Below are 20,467 nucleotides of genomic sequence, written 5' to 3'. Positions count from 1 at the left end.
CGAAATTGATTTAAGCTAAAATATCTTCAGCTTCTTCTTCAAGATCATATAGATGAAACAGCAATGATTTCTGCGTTTTTATCTGCTGTGCAGGATCATATTTTAGAGTTTCAGTTGATGATTCTTCCGAATTATTATTTCTTAATAAGTATTGAAATGCGATTGTATTTATATCTAGTGTATTCATGATTTAAAATTTAAAATGTTGGAAATAAAAAAAGCCCTTTCGGATGGCGACCAAAAGGGCTATAGTTTAACTATAACAAAGATTCTACTCTTTCACTTTTGGCAATAGCAATGTGGGATGCACATTTGCATCATCTTACAACATATCATATTTCTTTTTGCTATTGCTTTCATTTTTCTATTAATTAATCTTATTTTTTAAATTCGACTATTTCTATAGAGTAAAAGTAGTAAATATTTTTAAACCACCAAATTAAAATTAAATTTTTGTGTTTTCTTTTTTCGAAATCTCTTTCAAGCCTTTTAAATAAAGGCCTAAAAGAAAATATTTTACTTAAAATTTAAAGCTTAAACGGGCAAAACCAAATCTTCCGTTTAATCCAAATTGAGAAACGGCTCTTGAATACGCAAACTGATTCGCATTTGTCAAATCTGTACTTGGCGCTGGTGACAAAGTTGGAGTTGTATTTGTAAAGGCTGGAGTTGCAGGATTATTTCTGTCCGGATAAACATCTCCTATATTATTAACTCCAATTGTAGCCCTCAAATGCTCGTTAATCTGATATCCTAAAGACAAATCGGTAACCAATTTTGCACTGTATTCTGGATGTTCGTATACAGAAGAAAATCCGTCCAGATTAACATCTGTTGCTCCTGGATCGGTAACTTTTCCGAAATAGCTGTTTCTTAAATAAATATCCAGTTTTTTAATATTGAAAGTTGTCATCAAATTGGCTTTCAATTTGGGAATGGCTTCTTCTAAATACACTCGGCTTGATTCTGGAAAGAACGAATAAATATAAGGTTCTCCTCCTGCATTCACTATAGATTGCGGAATATGCAAATCACCAACTCTTTTGGTTTCATTAAAACTTAAGGCAAAATCGTTTCTAATGGTGAAATCCTGAATTACATCGTATTTCTGAGAAATTACTAAATCAATTCCTTTTGTTTCAGAATCGATTCCGTTTGTCCAGAATGAAGCTCTTTCTACACCTTTCAAATCAAATGCCTGTTGAAATAAAGTCAATGCCTCAGCTTGTTCTGGAGAAGTTGCCGCCGCTATCTGTGCATCTGTTGGTCTTGAATATTGTCCAGACAGTACAATTCTGTCATTGATTCTTGTAAAATAAGCATCAGTTGCAATGGTTATGTTAGCTTCAGGAATCTTGAATGTAAATCCTGTACTGATGCTTTTTGATTTTTCTGGTTTTAAACTTTCAATTCCAATGCTTTTTGCCGCTTGCGAATCGTTTGTAAAATAACCAACTTGATATGGAGCACCGTTGATAAACTGGGTAGAACTTGACTCAAAATATCTCTGCTGTAAAGAAGGTGCTCTAAAACCTGTTTGTCCAGAAATTCTCCAATTGATATTATCATTTAATTTTAAAAGAGAAGCCAGTTTAAACGTAACCGTATTTCCAAAATCTGAATAGTTTTCATAACGTGCAGCTCCATTTATAAGCCATTTTTCAGTGGCATTCAATTCTAAATCAACATAAGCAGCACCACTTTGTCTGTCTTTTTCTTTAGCATCTGAAGGCTGGAATCCTGAAAATCCTTGTGCTCCTGCTCCACGTTTGTTTCCAAAGAAGTCAGTTACAATTAATGGCGAATTGCTTGGCAAAATTCCAGACACTAAATTTCCGTTTACATCATATAATCCGTAAGAAGCTTCTTCACCAGCTTTAATTTGGTAATTTTCGTATCTGAACTCACCTCCAAAAGCAACGTTCAGCCCAGAAAGAACATCTAGTTTTTTGCTAAAATCCAAATTGGTTGTGCTTTGTAAAAACGAAACTTTTCCGGCATCAAAACTAAATGGAGAATTTGTTCCCAAAGTTGCATTGATCGTATTATTCACATCATAATTAAAAGAGTTTGTTCCTAAATTGGTGCTTAAATCGGTATCAAACCCAAATAATTGCGTAGTTACACCAACTGCTCCAGAAGCATCTAGAATTTTTGATTCAATTTCTGGCAAGAATCCATTTTCATACACTTGCGTGAAAGTTCCAGAACCGTTTGGCAGTCTATTAAATGCATATGATTTACCGCCTCTATATGAAACACCTCCAAAAGAATATAACGAAGTTGTTTCGCTCAAAGGATATTTAGCGTTAAAATACAATTGTCCTGCAGCCAGTTCTGACTGACCAACACTCATATTATAATCACTTCTCTGCTGACCTCTATAAGCTAGCTCATTATTAGTAACATCAAAATTTAAAGCCGTCTGCATCTGTGCAATTGTCGATGCTGATGCAATAGCGTTTTGCTGTGCCGTTGTAAAATAACTTACTTGCGGCGCATACTGTTTTAATGATGACAAAATCTGAGCTGAATTTGTAGTCGTATTAATGTTGCTAAATAGCGAGTTAATCTCTACTCCATCTTGTGCCGCTCTATTTTCGACAGCATTGTAAGCATTAAAAATAGCATTGCTTCTAATTCCTGCTCGGCTGGTTGCTTGTCTTGTTACGGCAGTTCCTGTAACATTCAAGAAACTTCCTGGCTTGCCCAATGAAGTTCCGTAGTTTAAATCGATTTGGGCTGTTTGTCCGTCTGCGCCTCCTTCAAAATTATTTGATCCAGAAGATAGGTTTGCTCCATACTGAATTCCCCCTGTTAGATAATTAGCATTCTTTTTCAGAACAATATTAATAACTCCTGCAATTGCATCAGAACCATATTGCGCTGCAGCTCCGTCTCTTAAAACTTCGATTCTTTCGATAGCAAAAGACGGGATGGCATTTAAATCTGTTCCAACAGATCCTCTACCTGGCGATCCGTTTATGTTTACTAAAGCACTGGTGTGTCTTCGTTTTCCGTTTACAAGAATTAAAACCTGATCTGGCCCTAACCCTCTTAATTGTGCTGGATCTACGTGGTCTGTTGCATCTGCTGTAGATGTTGGGTTACTCGTAAATGACGGAGCAACATAATTTAAAATCTGAGTTACGCTCGTTTGCGGTGCTCCTTTTGTTATTTCGGATACGTTAAAAACATCAACCGGAACTGGCACATCTGTTTTAACTCTGTTTTTACTTCTTGATCCAATAATAGTAACTTCAGACAGTTCGTTGTTTTTTAAACTATCCTGCTCTTTTTTATTGTCCTGAGCATAAAGTCCTGAAAATGTCACAAGACCTAAAACGATTAGTACATTTTTCTTCATTTCTTCTTTACTGATTAATTAGTGTTTTTGGCTTAAAAAAAATCTTACAGCTTTTATTTTTTGAATAAAAAAACCTCTGCGGTTCGGCAGAGGTTCTATTTATATATTTTGAAAAATATTTTACAATAGTGTCTCTGCGGAGAACTCCGGCATCTTACAAGACATCATATTGCAAACTGTAAATTTCATTTGTTTCTTTTGTTTTAACGGGGCAAAGTTGCAAACTATTTTTTAATCGACCAAACAAAAAACCAAATATTTTCTATTACCCTATCGAAATAGTATGTTATTGTTAAATTTCTGCTAGAAAAAATAAAAAAAGTTGAACTTTAATTTGCAAATCAAAATGGTTTCATACCTTTGCACCCGAAACAGAGGAAAAATTTGAACTGATTGCAACCTCTTCATAATGAAATGGTTTCGTTATGAATGCTGAAAGATTCATTTCAGTAGTAAAAAATGCTAAAGCAGAAACTCTCCTTTAGCCCTTTTTAGCAATTACTTTCTCTGCTTAATTTTTAAAAAACTAATATATTATTATTACATTATTATGGCTTATTTATTTACGTCAGAATCTGTTAGTGAAGGGCATCCAGACAAAGTTGCAGATCAAATTTCGGATGCATTAATTGACAACTTTTTGGCATTTGACGCTGACTCAAAAGTAGCTTGTGAAACATTAGTTACAACAGGTCAGGTGATTTTAGCAGGTGAAGTAAAATCGAATACTTATCTTGATGTTCAGCAAATCGCTCGCGATGTAATCAAAAGAATTGGATACACTAAAAGTGAATATATGTTTGAAGCGAATTCTTGTGGAATTCTTTCAGCTATTCACGAGCAGTCTGCAGATATTAACCAAGGTGTTGACAGAGCTAAGCCAGAAGAACAAGGTGCAGGAGATCAAGGAATGATGTTTGGTTACGCTACAAACGAAACTGAAAACTTCATGCCATTGGCATTAGATTTATCTCATAAATTATTACAAGAATTAGCTATTTTAAGACGTGAAAACAAAGAAATCACGTATTTGCGTCCAGATGCTAAATCTCAAGTTACTTTAGAATATAGCGACGATAATAAACCAACTCGTATTGATGCGATTGTAATTTCAACTCAACACGATGATTTTGATACAGAAGCTGAAATGTTGGCTAAAATCAAAAAAGATATTATCGAAATCTTGATTCCTAGAATTATCGCTAAAAACCCAGAGCACGCTCATTTATTCAACGATAAAATCAACTACCACATCAATCCAACAGGAAAATTCGTTATTGGAGGACCTCACGGAGATACTGGTTTGACAGGAAGAAAAATCATCGTTGATACTTACGGCGGAAAAGGTGCTCACGGTGGTGGTGCATTCTCTGGAAAAGATCCAAGTAAAGTGGATAGAAGTGCTGCTTATGCAACTCGTCATATCGCTAAAAACTTAGTTGCTGCCGGTGTTGCTGACGAAATCTTAGTTCAGGTTTCTTACGCAATTGGTGTTGCTGAGCCAATGGGAATTTTCATTGAAACTTACGGAACTTCTAAAGTAAACTTAACTAACGGTGAAATCGCTAAAAAAGTAGAAGCTATCTTCGATATGCGTCCTTACTTTATCGAACAACGTTTGAAATTAAGAAACCCAATCTATAGCGAAACTGCTGCTTACGGACACATGGGACGTAAACCAGAAACTGTTACTAAAACTTTCTCTGCTCCAGGCGGAAACGAAAAAACAGTTACTGTTGAGTTGTTTACATGGGAAAAACTTGATTTTGTTGACCAAGTAAAAGCTGCATTTGGATTGTAATTCAGATCTATAGACTAACTTAGATTATCAGACATCTTAGATTAGCCGAACATAAAAAAGCCGATTTCTAAAAAATAGAAATCGGCTTTTATTTTATATGCTAGTTTTATTAATATGTTCCGTTACTCATTTTAGTTAAAACTTCCTTCATTTGATTTGCAGTTTCTTCATCAACGTCACTAGTAATAAACTTTACTGCTAAAACCTGTGTTTCGATAGCTTTTTGTGTCTGTCCATCTTTATAATACAATTGCGCTAAAGTGTCTAAGTAGTACGGATTGTTTTTAGATATCACCAAACTATATTCAGACCATTTAATTGCCTCTTTAATAAAATTTGAGTTCTGTGGTTTTAATACAACTGTCCATGCCGCGTTATTGCAAATATCTGAATGGTAAAGTTTAAACGAACTCCATCCATCATAAGAATAACTTGAGCTAGAATCTAAACCTCCAAAAATAGCATCTAATTTTTCTATTGGGCTTGGTCCAGCTAATGTGTTATCAAAATAAGAACTGAACTCTTTCAAGTAAGTCGTATTAGACCCATCTTGATCTTCAAGCTGGCTTAAATAATAAAAATAATTTCTGTAGGCATCAAAATTTCCTTTTCCAGATGCTATGATCTTTTTGTAAACAGAATTGATTTTCTCCTTATTCATTTCACCTGTAAGTCCATCCTGAGAAGCGTACAGATTTTGCTGTAATGCATTAGAAATTTCAGAAACAGCACTTCCTATATTATGAACTTCTGGCGCATTATTATTGAAAGCAACTTTATTATTTTCAATATCATCAGAATGTTTTAACAAATAATCTATCGCTAGAAAATCGGTATCATTAAGAATTCTTTCCTGATTAAAAAGCTGTTTTGTAAATCCTTGATTTTTGATTTCTTTTATAATAGTCTCAGCCAAATACATATTTACAGCTTTATCTTTTTGGTGTGATTCAATCAATTTTTTCCATGTTTGAGCTACTTCTTTTTGGTCTAAAGCCGTTTTTGTAATTACAAAATCAGTAGAATTAGGATCGCTTACTGAATAATCTGAATCATAATCATAAGACGTTTCTAATAAAGCCGCTTTATTAAAAGCATTAATTAAGTCTGCATCTGAGGCTTTTTTGTTCTTTAAAACTTTATCTATAGAAAGGAAAGCATTTGCTTTTTGAAGTTTTCTATAAAAATCGCCATAATAGCTAAACTGATATTGCTGTGTTGTTAAATCTGATTTTGCAACAGCAAGTACATCGCCATTTCCGTTTAAAACCAATACGCTTGGATCATTAGTTATTTTATTGTTTTTCAGCCATTTTTTATCATCGGCTCCAGCCAAATAATAATTGTATGTATCATAAAGTGCATTATACGAATCATACATATTATAGCCTGTCTGCGTTTCCTGCTCTTTTATAAAAGCATCAAAAGTTTCTTTTGCCGTTTTATTCTTGCTGTCCACCACAACTACCAAAAATTTGTTGCTGGCTGTTTTGGTAGATTCTATTGCCTTTTTGAGATTGCCTTCTATTTTTAGCTTAAAATCATATTTGGTATAAGAAGCTGGGGGATCAAGAGGATATGCTGCTGCTGGTACCGCAGTTGTATCAACTGGCAGACTATTATATATACTATCTACTACTGCGCTTCCATAAGAACCGTAATCAGGATCTTTCCCTGGATAAGTCCAGTTTGTAACAGACTGTGTTTCTATCGGAACTACTGTTGGAGCTTTAGCCGGCTTCTCATCTTTTTCGTTCACAAACACTAAAGGATCTTTTCCTGCTTGATCAGAAATTTTTAACTCTTTTGTATTCTTATCAAAAGATCCTGCAAGATTTAGATCATTCAAAACAGCAAGATCATAATTGATTGTTATCTCTGAAACATCTTTTGGCAATGCATATTTATTGACATCACTTTTTCCGTTATAATCTTCGTAAACCAAATAAAGGAAATCCGTTTTTTCTATTTCAAAATCTAAATCTGTTTTGATATATTCAGGATCTACCTTCGTTTTTATATCTGAAAGTCTCTGGTATTGAACTGCTTCTGTTCCTTTTTGAGTTCCTATGTAAAAGGAATAATAAGACGGATTCAAAAACTTAATCTTAATTTTTTTTGCTTTTTTATCTTTAGCAAAAGAAAGATCAAATCTATTATCTACGGTATTTTTACTTTTTAAGAAAACCAAAGAATCGCCTTTAATTTCATATCCTCCCGAATAAAAAACCAATTCATACTTATTATCATCCAGTAAATTTAATTTGATTTTTCCTCCTTTATTTGTAGATAAATAAGTTCCTTTTTCTATTCCATTAGTTTGGGCGAAAGAGATAGAAATTCCGGCAAACAGGAGTGACAAACTCCAAATAAAATTGCGCATAACTACATATTTTGTTGTTAATAATATAGCGCAAAGATATCTGATTCTTCTTTAAACAAATCACAAAAAGTCACAATATTTGCAATTAAAATACTACAAATTGTATTTCATTGAAAATATGATATAACGCGGCTGCACAGTGTATTGCGAAACTCTTGTAGAGAATTGCGAGAAGCTGTCATCATTAAGATATTTTGTGTTCAACAAATTGGTTGCCGAAACTTTATATTCCCACTTGCTATTCTTTTTTTGATAAATTAAACTGGCGCTTAAAAAATCATATTCATTATCAACAGTTTTATCGCCATTATAATAATGGTAGAATTCGTATTCTGAAACAAAAGAAAAACTATCCAAGAAGTAATAATCTAATCTTGCAAATGGTTTATCAGTGTAAAAGGTTGAACCACTATATTTATTTATCAAAAGATTGTAGCCAAATTCAATATTGGGAAGATTTTTATAATTTGTTGAAGCTCGAACGGTATAGCTCTGGCTGAAACTTTCTGTTGTTGACAATTGATTGTTCTGAATATTATTGAATTTCGACCAATTAAAACTAGCATTTGCAGAAGCTTTATAATTCTTTAAAAACGAACGCCCGTAATTTCCCATTCCCGTAAAAGTCTCATCAGCTAAATTGGAGTTGTAAGGAACTGATGATTGGTTAATTCCGTCAAAATCTGCTTTTGTTTTAATCGCATCAACTTTTCTGGTGTAAGTTGCGTTGGCAAAAATGTTCTCAAAATTGAACATATTATACTTGAAATAACGAAGCGAATGTACTTGTGAAGTCGCATTTTCTAAGAAACGATTTCCGCGAAACAAACTGCTATAATTAGACAAAACATAACCCGAAGCCAACTGATTGATATCTGTAAAATCGTTTGTTAGAGAGAAATTATACGTCAGCGTTTCTGATTTTTTGATTTGATATAAAGCAAAGAAATCTGGTAGCACTTTCGTGAAATTCTGGGAATAATCGGTTCCCAATTGTCCGTTTGTCATTTGATACGTATGAAAGCTTACTCCGGGTGTGAACGTAAATTTTCCTGTGAGGATTTTATAATGAAAACCTAAAAAAGCATCATTAAAACGATAATCTACATCATTATTATTTTGGGCATTATTCAAATCGTTTCTAGTTCCATCATCTAACATTTGAAAAATGTGAGAATTAAAGTTCTGATACGAATACGTATTTCCTAAAGTAATATTGAAATTACTTTTTGGTGTAACCATATAATAATAATCCAGTTTTGCATCCAATTTATTGGTTTTCACAAATCGGTCTTGATTATAATCATTTCTGTTTTGTCCCGAAATATATCCCGATAAATCAAAAGGAAGTGTTTGCAAATTAGCATTATAAAAAGGATTTTCGTCCTGATATAAATGCTGCATTTCAAAAGCAAAGATATTTTTAGTGCTTTGCGTATAATACAAACTCAAATTCTGATTAATCGAAGTAGGATCTTGTTTTTTTGTTGTAAAAATATCTTCTGAAGTCGCAACGTTTTGAACAATCTGTTCTCTAAACAAATCTGAGTATTCTTCTTGTTTAGTAAGCTTGGTTAAAATATCATAATCAAACTGAAATTTGTCGCTTGGCTTATAAGTTGAGCTTAATTTAAAAAGTCCCAAATTATTTTTCTGATTGGTATTTTCGTTACTTTTCTGCTGATCTCCAGATTCTAAAATTGTTGTTTGCGATTTAGTTTCTAAGTCGGTTTTTGAAGTTGAAAGAATTCCAAAACCGCTTATATTCCACGATTTTGTAGCTGAATAAGCAAAGTTTGTTGCGCCAAATTTGGTTTCAATTTCTTTTGCACGATTATTACGCAATAACGAAATTCCTAAATCATTTGAAGAAACATTAAAACTGCTTCCGCCTTTTTTCATCATATTTTTAAATCCTCCTGTAAACTTAAAATAATCTTGAGCCGTAAGAGGCAATTCACCAATATTATTAAAATTGGTAATTAAATTGATACTGTATTTTGGGCTGTAGTAGAACAGTTTTGGATTAATAATATATCGGCTGTCCAATTCTGCAACTCCAATTCCTGCGGTCACATCTCCAAACCAAAAGTTCTTTTTTCCTTCTTTCAGTTTAATGTTCATCGCCACATTTTCCTGATCATTTTCTAGACCTTTTAATTGGCTTATTTCGTTATAATTTCTTAAAACCTGAACTTTATCAATTGCATCGGCTGGAATATTTTTGACGCCCAATTTGGTATCTCCGTCAAAAAAATCTTTTCCCTCAACCATCAATTTGCTGACTTTTTTCCCTTCAACTTCAATTTCTCCATCGGCATTTACCTCAACTCCTGGAAGTTTCTTTAAGACATCTTCAAGCTTTTTTTCTGTTCCAGATTTAAAAGAATCAGCATTATAAACAATTGTGTCGCCTTTTATAGAAACTGGCATTTCGCGAACAATTTCTACGCCTTCCAATTCTATTCCAGCGCCATCCAAAACAATATTCTGAGTCATGTTTTCAGACTTAGTCGATACTGCAATTTCTTTAGACTTCATTCCCAAATAACTTATTTTAATGGTATAAGCTGTATTTGGTTTCAAAGTCAATTGAAACTTTCCTTTATCATTGGTTATTCCATAGGAATCCATTGCTTTTGTACCATTATTGATAGCCATAATATTGGCCATTTCCAACGGATTTTTCTGCTCATCCTGAATCAAACCGTCAAAACGGACGCTTTGAGAAAAGCATATCGAAGTAAAAAGTAAGGCAAATACAAAGAGTGTCTTATTCATTATAAGAATATTGAAAGTTTGGACCCGAGCGATAGTGAACAGGCGAAGCAATTTGGATTTTGGATTTTGAAAAATTGGAATTTTAAAGATATTATCTTCCCATAGGAGGAGGTCCGCCAGCACGGCCGCGGTTCATCTCTCTAAATTCTTCCATTTTTTTAATTACCGTTTCGTCATATTCCTTCTGAGAAACTACTTTTCCTTTTTTAGAAGGTTTTATTTCCACTTTATCTTTAGCATTCAAAACAATTTTTGAACATAAAATAGTTGTTGTCCCATCATTGATTTCTAAGATTAATCCTGGAAGTCCCCAATAATTTTCCGGCCCTTGATTGATGGGAATTTCTGGCGTATACCAAGCCGTCACGACAATTTCTTTTGGCATTTCGAAATTATCTGCAAAATTCGTTTTGGTATCTCCAGAAGTCTTTTTTACTTCATCCTTTACATCATCATTTTTTTTAGGTCTGAAGTTTCTAAAATCGGTTTTACTAGCTTGTTTTACAGCTATTGCCTTGAAGCAATTGTAACCACCAATTTGTTTGGTTTCTTGTTCCAATTTCCAGTTTAATTTTGGCAGCGAATCGACAACGAGAAACTCTTTCCCCATAAATTCTTTATCAACTGTATAGGTTTTTGCTTTCACATCCTTATAGAAAGTACCTCCTCCGCCAGTAAGCGAACCAAACATAACTCGGAAACCTCCTTGCTGTTGGCCAGGCGCTTCTAGTTTTTCTTCTTCTTTATAAATTGAGGCTGCTTTATCAAAATTTAAAATGAATGTTTTTTCGAGCATTTTTTTCATACGCTCTTCCATATTTTTCTGCATTTCTGGCGTAATATCTCTATTACCGCGCATCCCTTCAAACTTCGGCGCTTGGGTTTTAGACTCGTAAACAGCCATTCCTTGAAAATCTTTTTGTGCTTGAATTTGTATAGAAACAAGCATCAAAGTCATATAAAAAAATATTTTTTTCATTTTATTTTCTTTAAGTGAGTAAATCCGACAAAACTTACATTCAAATGTATTATTTATTTTAAAATTCAAAAAACTAAATATATTAACGGCATTAAGACATAGATAGAACCGCTTATTTTTTAGACTATTAGATTTCAAAAAGGTTTAAGGCTTAAAATTAAAATTTATAAGAAGAGTTTTTGTAATTTGGTACTCTTGTAAAATAATTTCTCATGCTTAAAACAGTGCAAAAAATTTTATTTTCCGTATTTCTTTTCTGCACTTTTCAGGCGCTTTCAGCTCAGGATTTGAGCATAAATCCAACTTTGATTTCGCAGTATAAAAATACCTCTGATACATTTTTAGGATATGATGCTTTCGGATATTCTTATCAGATAACGAATAATGTTTTTAGCAAGATTAAAGGAAAAGAAATCTTTGAATACAAGAATGTTTCCTTGGGAAAAATCACAAAAGTCGATCTTCAGAATCCGCTAAAGATTGTTTTGTTTTATGAAGATTTCAATAGCGTTGTTTTATTGGACAATCAATTAAATAAAATGACCGAAATTAATTTTTCACAGAATGCCACTCCAATTGTGGTGAGTGCCATTGGAATGTCCACACAAAATCAGTTATGGATTTATAACGCTTTAAACCAGCAAATTGGACTTTTTGATTATTTAAAAAACGAGTACAAAACCGTTTCAATTCCACTGACCGAACCAATCCAATATTACCAAACTGATTTTAATGCTTTCTATTGGATTGACAGAAAAAACAATTGGTACTCTTGTGACATTTTTGGGAAAATTACTTCGCTAGGAAAAATAGCCGATTTTGATAAAATTGCCATTGTTAATTCTTCTCAATATCTTTTCAGTAAGAATAATTTATTGTATTTTAAAGGTTTCAATAAATCAAATCCAGAAGTAATTTCTGAGATTAAAATTTCAGAAAAAACCTTTGACAATTTTTATTACAAAGACCAAATTTTATCTATTTTTACAGCTACAGATATATCAAATTATAAAATCGTAACACCGTAATGCACATAGCAATAGCAGGAAACATAGGCGCAGGAAAAACAACTTTGACCAAATTATTGGCGAAACATTTCAAATGGGAACCTCATTATGAAGATGTAGTTGATAATCCGTATTTGGATGATTTCTACCATCAGATGGAGCGCTGGTCATTTAATCTTCAGATTTATTTCCTAAACAGCCGTTTTCGTCAAGTGCAGCAAATTCGCGAAAGCGGAAAAAAAATCATTCAAGACAGAACGATTTACGAAGATGCTCATATTTTCGCACCCAACTTATATGCAATGGGCTTAATGACAAGTCGTGATTTTGAGAATTACACGTCTTTGTTCGAATTAATGGAATCGTTAGTTAAAGCTCCAGATTTATTGATTTATTTGAGAAGTTCGATTCCGAATCTTGTTGGTCAAATCCACAAGCGCGGGCGCGAATATGAAAACTCGATTTCTATCGATTATTTAAGCCGTTTGAATGAAAGATATGAAGCTTGGATTCAGACTTATACTAAAGGAAAACTCTTGATTATTGATGTGGACAATATCAATTTTGTTGACAATCCCGAAGATTTAGGAGATATCATTAGTAGAATTGATGCTGAATTGAATGGATTGTTTTAAAATAAAAGTTCCTAATTTGCACAAAATATAAACGCCTCTAAAATTAGAGGCTTTTTTTATTTAAATATTTTCTTACATTTGTTTTGCTTTAACAAGATTTCCCTATTTGGGAAAAAATAAATATATTTGCAATGTAAGTTATGAGAATAATAGCGAAAAGAACCCTGCAAAATTTTTGGGAAAGATTTCCAAATTCAAAACAGCAATTATTATCCTGGTATCAAGTTTTTGATAAAAATAGTTTTTCTAATTCTAACGCTATAAAATCTTTTTTTGGGACTGCAGATTTTGTTGGTAATAATAAAGTAATCTTCAATATTTGTGGAAATCATTATCGTTTGATTGTAAAAATCAATTATGAAACTCAAATCGTTTATATTCTTTTTGTTGGAACACATAATGAATATGATGATTTAGAAGATATTAAAAATTTGTAAACTATGAATATAAAACCAATAAAAACAGAACATGACTATAGTTTAGCATTAGAAAGAGTTAATCTTCTTTTTGATGCCAAACCAGATACTGCTGAAGGAGATGAGTTGGATATTCTGGTAACACTAATAGAAAAATACGAACAAATTCATTACCCTATTCCAGAACCCGATCCTATTGAGGCCATTAAGTTTATGATGGAACAAAATGGATTAAGTGATGCCGACTTAGGAATTATTTTGAATAGCCGCTCAAGAGTATCTGAATTGTTTAATCGCAAAAGAGCATTAACAATAAAACAAATAAGAGTTTTAAACAAAGCTCTTCATATTCCAGCTTCAACGTTGATTAAAGAATATGCTTTAAATCAATAAAAAATGCCTCTAAATTTAGAGGCATTTTCTATTTTTAAAAAAATTTGACAAAGTTTTTATTTCGCAGCTTCAACTTTTGCTAAAACTTCTTCTTCAGTTCCTTCAAAAACTTCTGTTGTAGTTTTTCCATTTTCAGTTTTAGTAACAGTTCCTGTTGTTTTTCCGTTGATATTTTTAACCTCAACACGAACTGATTTTTTATCATATTTGCTTGTATCAAAGCAGTCAGTTTTTTGATATTTTCCAGCTGCATCAAAATGAGCCAGACATTTAGCAGTTTCTTCTTCAGAACAGCCTTTTTCTTTACACATTTTAATACATTCTTCTTTTGTCATTCCAGACATATCACCGCATTTTGACATTCCCGCATGCATCTCTGTTTTAGCGCAACAAGAAGCTTTTCCAGCAATATCTGACGGAGCATGGCCTTCACCCAAAATTGGAGCAATTACCAATCCAATCAAGCAAGTTAATTTGATTAAAATGTTCATTGAAGGCCCGGAAGTATCTTTAAACGGATCTCCAACAGTATCTCCAGTTACAGCAGCTTTGTGCGCATCAGAACCTTTGTATGTCATTTCTCCATTAATCATAACTCCTGCCTCAAAAGATTTTTTAGCATTATCCCAAGCGCCACCGGCATTGTTTTGGAAAACAGCCCAAAGTACTCCAGAAACGGTAACTCCAGCCATATATCCTCCTAACATTTCAGCAATTAATTGATTGTTATCTGAATAAACTAATTTTCCAATTAGAACAATTGCAATCGGAAAACCAATCGTTAAAACTCCAGGAAGCATCATCTCACGTAAAGCGGCTTTTGTAGAAATTTCAACACATTTTCCGTATTCTGGCTTTCCTGTCCCTTCCATAATTCCAGCAATTTCTTTAAACTGGCGACGAACTTCGTACACCATATCCATTGCTGCTTTTCCAACAGAATTCATTGCTAAAGCTGAGAAAACTACCGGAATCATTCCACCGACAAATAACATCGCTAAAACTGGTGCTTTAAAGATATTAATTCCGTCGATTCCTGTAAAGGTTACATAAGCTGCAAATAAGGCCAATGAAGTTAAGGCCGCAGAAGCAATAGCAAATCCTTTTCCTGTTGCTGCTGTTGTATTTCCAACTGAATCTAAAATATCGGTTCTAGTACGAACTTCTTTTGGCAATTCGCTCATTTCAGCGATTCCACCAGCGTTGTCAGAAATTGGTCCGAAAGCATCGATTGCCAATTGCATAGCAGTTGTAGCCATCATTGCTGAAGCAGCTAAGGCAACTCCATAAAATCCAGCTAGAACATACGAAATCCAAATTGCGATTGCAAACAATAATACGGTTGGAAAAGTAGAAATCATTCCCGTTGCCAAACCTGCAATTACGTTTGTCCCTGCACCTGTAGATGATTTTTGAACTATAGCCAATACTGGTTTTGTTCCTAATCCTGTATAATATTCTGTTACTGATGAAATAGCTCCGCCAACTACTAATCCAACTAAAGTGGCGTAGAAAACACGCATTGACGAAATAGCTTTAGAACCTTCTCCAAAGAAGGTCATTTGCATAGTTTCTGGCAACATGTGCTGTACCAAAAAGAAGCAAGCTAAAGCTGTTAAAACGATAGAAACCCAGTTTCCTATATTTAATGCTTTCTGCACTTGTGCTTCTTTAGCATTATCATCTGATATTTTTACTAATGTTGTTCCGATAATTGAAAATAAAATTCCGAAACCGGCAATTGCCATTGGAAGCAAAATTGGTCCAATTCCGCCGAAAGCATCATTAATGCTTCCGCCCATATCTTTTATCACATAGTTTCCTAGAACCATTGCCGCTAGAACAGTGGCAACATAAGATCCAAATAAATCGGCTCCCATACCTGCAACGTCACCTACGTTATCTCCCACATTATCTGCAATTGTTGCTGGGTTACGAGGATCATCTTCCGGAATTCCCGCTTCAACTTTACCCACTAAATCGGCTCCAACATCGGCCGCTTTTGTGTAGATTCCCCCACCAACTCTGGCAAATAAAGCAATAGATTCTGCTCCAAGTGAAAATCCTGCAAGAGTTTCTAGAACAACCGTCATAGTATCGGTGTCTTTCCAAACTCCTCCAGAAAACAAATGAAAGAAAATGATAAAAAAGGATGTTAAACCTAAAACAGCTAAACCCGCTACACCTAACCCCATTACAGTTCCTCCGCCAAAAGAAACTTTTAATGCTTGCGGAAGACTCGTACGAGCTGCCTGAGTAGTTCTAACGTTTGTTTTGGTTGCTATTTTCATTCCCATATTTCCTGCTAAAGCAGAGAAAAATGCACCAAAAATAAATGCTATTACGATTAACAAATGTGTTTTTACTCCCGGAATAAAAGTAATTCCTGCCAAAGCTAAACTGGCAATGATTACAAAGATGCTTAATAGTTTGTATTCGGCTTTTAAGAAGGCTAAGGCTCCTTCGTAGATGTAATCTGAAATCTCTTTCATCTTACCGTCTCCAGCGTCTTGTTTTAAAACCCAAGTCCTTTTTATTCCCATGAAAAGTAATCCTAAAACTGCCATTATAATTGGCAGGTAAATCATAAATGCATTCATAATATTTTATTGGTTTTGGTTAATAGTCAACAATCTAACTGAACGAATTTAAACAAAAAAGCAATACTCCTGACGGCAGTATTGCTTTTTTTATAATAGAATAAGGTTAAAATTATTTAATGCTAAATAATCCAGCCGGTTTATTTTCAATGTCATCAAAACGTTTTGTGCACTCTGCGATGATGTCGTAAGCTTCTTTTACGTCTCCCCATCCTTCAACATCTACTTTTTTGTTTTCAAGATCTTTGTAAACTTGGAAAAAGTGCTCGATTTCTTTTAATAAGTGTGGATTAATATCAGAAAGATCGTTTAATGAATTCCAGATTGGATCTGAAACTGGTACACAAATAATTTTTTCGTCTGGTCCTTTGTCATCTGCCATGTGGAAAACACCAATTGGTTTAACCTCCATTACACATCCAGGGAAAGTTGGTTCGTTTACCAAAACTAATACATCAAGAGGATCACCATCTAAAGCTAAAGTTTCTGGAATAAATCCGTAATCTGCTGGGTACATCATAGAAGAGAATAACATTCTGTCGAAACGCATTCTTTTAATTTCAAAATCGTACTCATATTTATTTCTGCTTCCTCTTGGTATTTCGATCAATACATCGAAAGTCGTTAATTTGTCTGCGGTCATTTTTGTTTTTTATTGTTTCTATAATTTCGGTTGCAAAAATAACTAAAGAATCTAGTTTTACAATAAAAAACAAGGTTAAATTATCTTCATTAGAGTTTAAAAAACAAGCATTTAATAGCTAATTGTTCTATTTCTTTTTTTTAAGTAATAATGCCAGAGCAGATAAGTTGCGTAAGATCGATACGGACTCCATTGTTCTGCATGAATTTCCATTTCTTGTTTGTCATGAATATTCAGCAATTCTTTGATTGTATTTATGACAGCTATATCGCCTAATGGAATTAAATCGGGTTCTTCAAGACAGAACATTAAATAAATATCTATTGTCCAATTCCCAATTCCTTTTAATTTAATAAGCTCTTCGCGAACTTGTTTGGCAGATTTTGAAGCTAAACTTTCAATATCCAATTCTTTGTTTAAAACCGCTTCCGCTAAAATCTTAATGTATTTTGTTTTCTGACGGCTTACTCCAAGACTTCTAAATTCTTCATCAGAAAGAATAGCCATGTTTTCAGGATTACAAGTTTTATAAGCTTTAATTTTTAAAAATGTGGCTTTCGCCGAATCTATAGAAACCTGCTGCTCGAGTATTAATAAAACCAAAGTTTCAAACCCAGGCGGACGTCTTGGAATTGGAGGCAATCCGTATTTCTCAATGATTTCTAGAAATATTGGATTTTTGTTGGTTAGAAAATCGATGGCTTCTTGCATGGTTATAGTTTTCGAAAGTAAATCAAATTTAAGAAAAATGGAGTTAGTTCTCGCAAAGTCGCCAAGTCGCTAAGTTTTTTTATCTCTCGCAGATTTTGCAGATTAAGCAGATAAAAATCTGATCTGGAATCTCAATGATTATCAAAAGCTAGAAACAAAAAAAATCGCAAAGATTTAAAACCTTTGCGACTTTGTAACTTTGAGCCTTTGCAACTTTTAAAACTAGAAATAGAATCCAAATGATCCTTTTATTGCAAATTTATGTGCATCTGGCATATCTAGGTAATTTCCTCTCCAAGAGAAATCAAGACGGAAAACTTTAAAGATATTTCCAATTCCTGCATTATACTCCCAGTATACTTTTTCAGGAGCATTATATGGCAATCCCGAAGCATTAATAGCGCGGTTGGCATCAGAAATAGTTCCATGAACCGCTCTAATTCCTATAAATTCTCTCCAGTTCAGCTTTCTCATGAATGGAATTCTAGCAAATAATCTACCTCCAAAATCATGATTCCACTGTAGGGTTGTATATTGATCTGTAACGAACTCGTAGAAATTTAAGTTACTAAATGTATTCTCAATCGTAAAATAAGTCTGGTTACCCGGAATTACACTCATTAAACCTAACGGAATTGTTCCGAATGTTTTTCCTGTTTCAACTGTAATATTTGTTCTTCCTAAAGGTCCAATAATAATGGGCTGTCTGTAGAAAACCTGAATTTTTTCGTAAGCAAAATCACTGTCAAAAACACCTTTCAATCCATAACTGAAATTGACAAAGAAATGACTGTACGGACTATCCACTAAATCTCTTTCTACCCCATAACCAATCGTTTTTCTGTTTGGCATAAACTCAAACTGAATATTGGCTTCTGATTGTTTCACCATACTCTCGACAACACCCGCAGGATTTTCAGGAGTTGGCAAAGTAGTATAATAATCTAAACTAAATGTTTTGGAAGCTGATTCTAATGTTCGATACGAGAGTCCCGCCGAGACAATAAAATTCTTTTTAGGCTCCATTTCAATAGAAATGTTGCTTAGATTAATATTGGTCAGTTTCCCATTGCTCCCCGTGGTAAACAAAGCTGAAGACGCAAAACTTCGTCCTAGAACGTCGTTTGTAGTAGTTAAACTAGCACCAATCTGCTCAATGTCACGCCTATTTCCTCCAGAGATAATTAATCGGTTTTTCTTATCAAGCATCCATTTTCCAGAAACGCCGTATTTGAATTTATTATCATCAAATCCGTAAGCCGTGTAAGCTTGAATACGCCAAGGATCGTTTGGACCGAAATAGGTTCTTCCACCCACTCTCAATCTTATACCTTCGACTTCATTATATCCGAAGGTTGAAAATATAGGTCCGTAATCAAAATTCTTAAATTCGATGTAACCGCTTCCTAAAATGGAGACAAGATTATACAGCTGCTTAAATCGCTTGACGGTTTGCAGTGTGTCAAGCATTTTATAAATTCCCTGTTCGTCTTTATTTAATTTTTCAAAACGATTTTCCTCCCAGAATTCGGGCGGCCGTTCGTAAACGGCATTGTCTATAAAATTAACTTCTTCTTTATAAAATTTCTCAGGTTTTTGAATGTTGAATTTATGATTTCGGTATAAAGTTGTTCTTTTACCATAAACTCCTTTTGATTTTTCTTTTTTGTTTAAAGCAAAATCAGACATCATATAATCACGTGTCAAAAGGAAAACGGAATCATTTTCTACTTCAAATTCCTGCTCTATGTAAATATCTTTTACCCAGTTAATATTGGCACTTTTAGTTACACCCATATTAATTTTTTTGATGGCAAAAGTGGTATCATTTACCCAAAAATCTCCTTTAAACGTCAATTCATTTTTACGTCTTGGGTAAAAAACAATATTATAACACCATTTTTTATCGATATAAGCACTGTCTTTTAAAACGTAATTATAAACATCGATTCCTGTTCTTGATAGCGGACTTGTAAAACTTTTATCAAAAAACTTTAAGTGGTTGTCGTAAATATTGTAATCAGAATAAAGGTCTTTTACAAAAGATAAAATCTGCTGATTTCCGTTAAAACCAGACATTTTATTTCCCGTAAGATTTTCTTTTACTTTCTTTAATTTATTATCTCCATAAACATCATAAACCGATTCGTTGATGAAGATCGGCAAATAGGTTTTCCCTGTAACGTCAGAAGTATCAACGTGATTAAAGATAAACTCCATTCCTTTAAAAAGCTTATTTTTCATGAATGCACTATCAATAGTATTCATGTCAAATTCGACTTTTTCATACTTCTGCATTTGATATTGATTAAATAGGTATAATCCGTTTTTACGTTTTCTTTCCCATATTTTTCTCAAAATATCCAATGCCGGATTATTTTTTTTGGAAGTTTTCCCAGTATAAATTACAACTTCATTCAATGCTTCGGCTTCGCCCAAAACAATTTTAAAATTGTAATTGACTGCTTTTTCTAAAGGAACTTCTTTATCCGAAAATCCTGCGGAAGTAACTATAAGTGCGGTATAAGTATTTGGCGATTCTAAATAAAAACGGCCGTCTTCATTAGAAACGATTCCAATATTAGAACCTTTAAAAACTACATTAGCAAAAGGTATTGGCTGGTTGGATTTGTCCAAAACAACTCCACTCACCTTAGTTTGTGCAGTAACAACATTCGCAAATGCAAATACAATATATAAGAGAAGTAGAGTTAATTTGTTCATTATAAAGTAAAAAAAAACTTCACCAAT

At 33.6% G+C, this 20,467-nt stretch carries 14 protein-coding genes; 5 read left to right on the top strand and 9 right to left on the bottom strand.

Annotated features, from left to right (window positions below; all coding sequences use genetic code 11):
* Positions 1-10: 10 nt before the first annotated feature.
* Both GR162_RS02350 and GR162_RS02345 read right to left on the bottom strand, forming a co-directional pair.
* Positions 11-187: a hypothetical protein gene (locus GR162_RS02350; protein WP_157957739.1), complete on the bottom strand. Its 177-nt coding sequence runs from the start codon at positions 185-187 to the stop codon at positions 11-13.
* Positions 188-520: 333 nt separating this feature from the next.
* On the bottom strand, positions 521-3,367 hold the full coding sequence (locus GR162_RS02345; RefSeq protein WP_160780839.1) for a TonB-dependent siderophore receptor: 2,847 nt from the start codon (positions 3,365-3,367) through the stop codon (positions 521-523).
* 550 nt (positions 3,368-3,917) lie between these two features.
* Here GR162_RS02345 and metK point away from each other — a divergent pair.
* On the top strand, positions 3,918-5,168 hold the full coding sequence (gene metK / locus GR162_RS02340; protein WP_008466577.1) for a methionine adenosyltransferase: 1,251 nt from the start codon (positions 3,918-3,920) through the stop codon (positions 5,166-5,168).
* 109 nt (positions 5,169-5,277) lie between these two features.
* On the opposite strand, the gene GR162_RS02335 is transcribed toward metK, so the two are convergent.
* The 3 genes from GR162_RS02335 to GR162_RS02325 form a co-directional block, all read right to left on the bottom strand.
* On the bottom strand, positions 5,278-7,551 hold the full coding sequence (locus tag GR162_RS02335; protein WP_160780838.1) for a hypothetical protein: 2,274 nt from the start codon (positions 7,549-7,551) through the stop codon (positions 5,278-5,280).
* A 93-nt stretch (positions 7,552-7,644) separates the two neighbouring features.
* Positions 7,645-10,332 carry a carboxypeptidase-like regulatory domain-containing protein gene (locus GR162_RS02330; RefSeq protein ID WP_160780837.1) on the bottom strand — a complete coding sequence of 896 codons (2,688 nt, stop codon included), beginning with the start codon at positions 10,330-10,332 and terminating at the stop codon, positions 7,645-7,647.
* A gap of 91 nt (positions 10,333-10,423) precedes the next feature.
* The gene (locus GR162_RS02325) at positions 10,424-11,311 is read right to left on the bottom strand and encodes a GLPGLI family protein (protein ID WP_160780836.1); all 888 of its coding nucleotides are present in this window, start codon (positions 11,309-11,311) and stop codon (positions 10,424-10,426) included.
* A gap of 212 nt (positions 11,312-11,523) precedes the next feature.
* On the opposite strand from GR162_RS02325, the gene GR162_RS02320 reads away from it, so the two are divergent.
* The 4 genes from GR162_RS02320 (at position 11,524) to GR162_RS02305 (ending at position 13,762) form a co-directional block, all read left to right on the top strand.
* Positions 11,524-12,339: a hypothetical protein gene (locus GR162_RS02320; protein WP_160780835.1), complete on the top strand. Its 816-nt coding sequence runs from the start codon at positions 11,524-11,526 to the stop codon at positions 12,337-12,339.
* Positions 12,339-12,953 (top strand): deoxynucleoside kinase, encoded by a 615-nt coding sequence (locus tag GR162_RS02315; protein ID WP_008466572.1) that lies wholly within the window; start codon positions 12,339-12,341, stop codon positions 12,951-12,953. Before GR162_RS02320 ends, GR162_RS02315 begins: the two co-directional genes overlap by 1 nt.
* Positions 12,954-13,093: 140 nt before the next feature.
* A complete protein-coding gene (locus GR162_RS02310) occupies positions 13,094-13,390 on the top strand; it encodes a type II toxin-antitoxin system HigB family toxin (RefSeq protein ID WP_160780834.1) in 297 nt (98 codons plus the stop codon).
* 3 nt (positions 13,391-13,393) lie between these two features.
* Complete coding sequence (locus GR162_RS02305) at positions 13,394-13,762, top strand: type II toxin-antitoxin system HigA family antitoxin (RefSeq protein ID WP_160780833.1); 369 nt, start codon at positions 13,394-13,396, stop codon at positions 13,760-13,762.
* A 56-nt stretch (positions 13,763-13,818) separates the two neighbouring features.
* On the opposite strand, the gene GR162_RS02300 is transcribed toward GR162_RS02305, so the two are convergent.
* From GR162_RS02300 to GR162_RS02285, 4 genes are all read right to left on the bottom strand, one after another.
* Positions 13,819-16,362, bottom strand: coding sequence for a sodium-translocating pyrophosphatase (locus tag GR162_RS02300; RefSeq protein WP_160780832.1), 2,544 nt, complete (start codon positions 16,360-16,362; stop codon positions 13,819-13,821).
* Positions 16,363-16,474: 112 nt separating this feature from the next.
* The gene (locus GR162_RS02295) at positions 16,475-17,005 is read right to left on the bottom strand and encodes an inorganic diphosphatase (RefSeq protein ID WP_008466564.1); all 531 of its coding nucleotides are present in this window, start codon (positions 17,003-17,005) and stop codon (positions 16,475-16,477) included.
* A 111-nt stretch (positions 17,006-17,116) separates the two neighbouring features.
* Positions 17,117-17,716: a DNA-3-methyladenine glycosylase gene (locus tag GR162_RS02290; protein WP_160780831.1), complete on the bottom strand. Its 600-nt coding sequence runs from the start codon at positions 17,714-17,716 to the stop codon at positions 17,117-17,119.
* A gap of 222 nt (positions 17,717-17,938) precedes the next feature.
* Complete coding sequence (locus GR162_RS02285) at positions 17,939-20,440, bottom strand: DUF5686 and carboxypeptidase-like regulatory domain-containing protein (protein ID WP_008466561.1); 2,502 nt, start codon at positions 20,438-20,440, stop codon at positions 17,939-17,941.
* Between the last annotated feature and the right edge of the window lie 27 nt (positions 20,441-20,467).

This window comes from Flavobacterium sp. HBTb2-11-1, from assembly GCF_009826975.1.
Taxonomy (GTDB): domain Bacteria; phylum Bacteroidota; class Bacteroidia; order Flavobacteriales; family Flavobacteriaceae; genus Flavobacterium.
The sequence above is the reverse complement of the archived record's forward strand: the minus strand, read 5'-3'. Positions and strand labels throughout refer to the sequence as shown.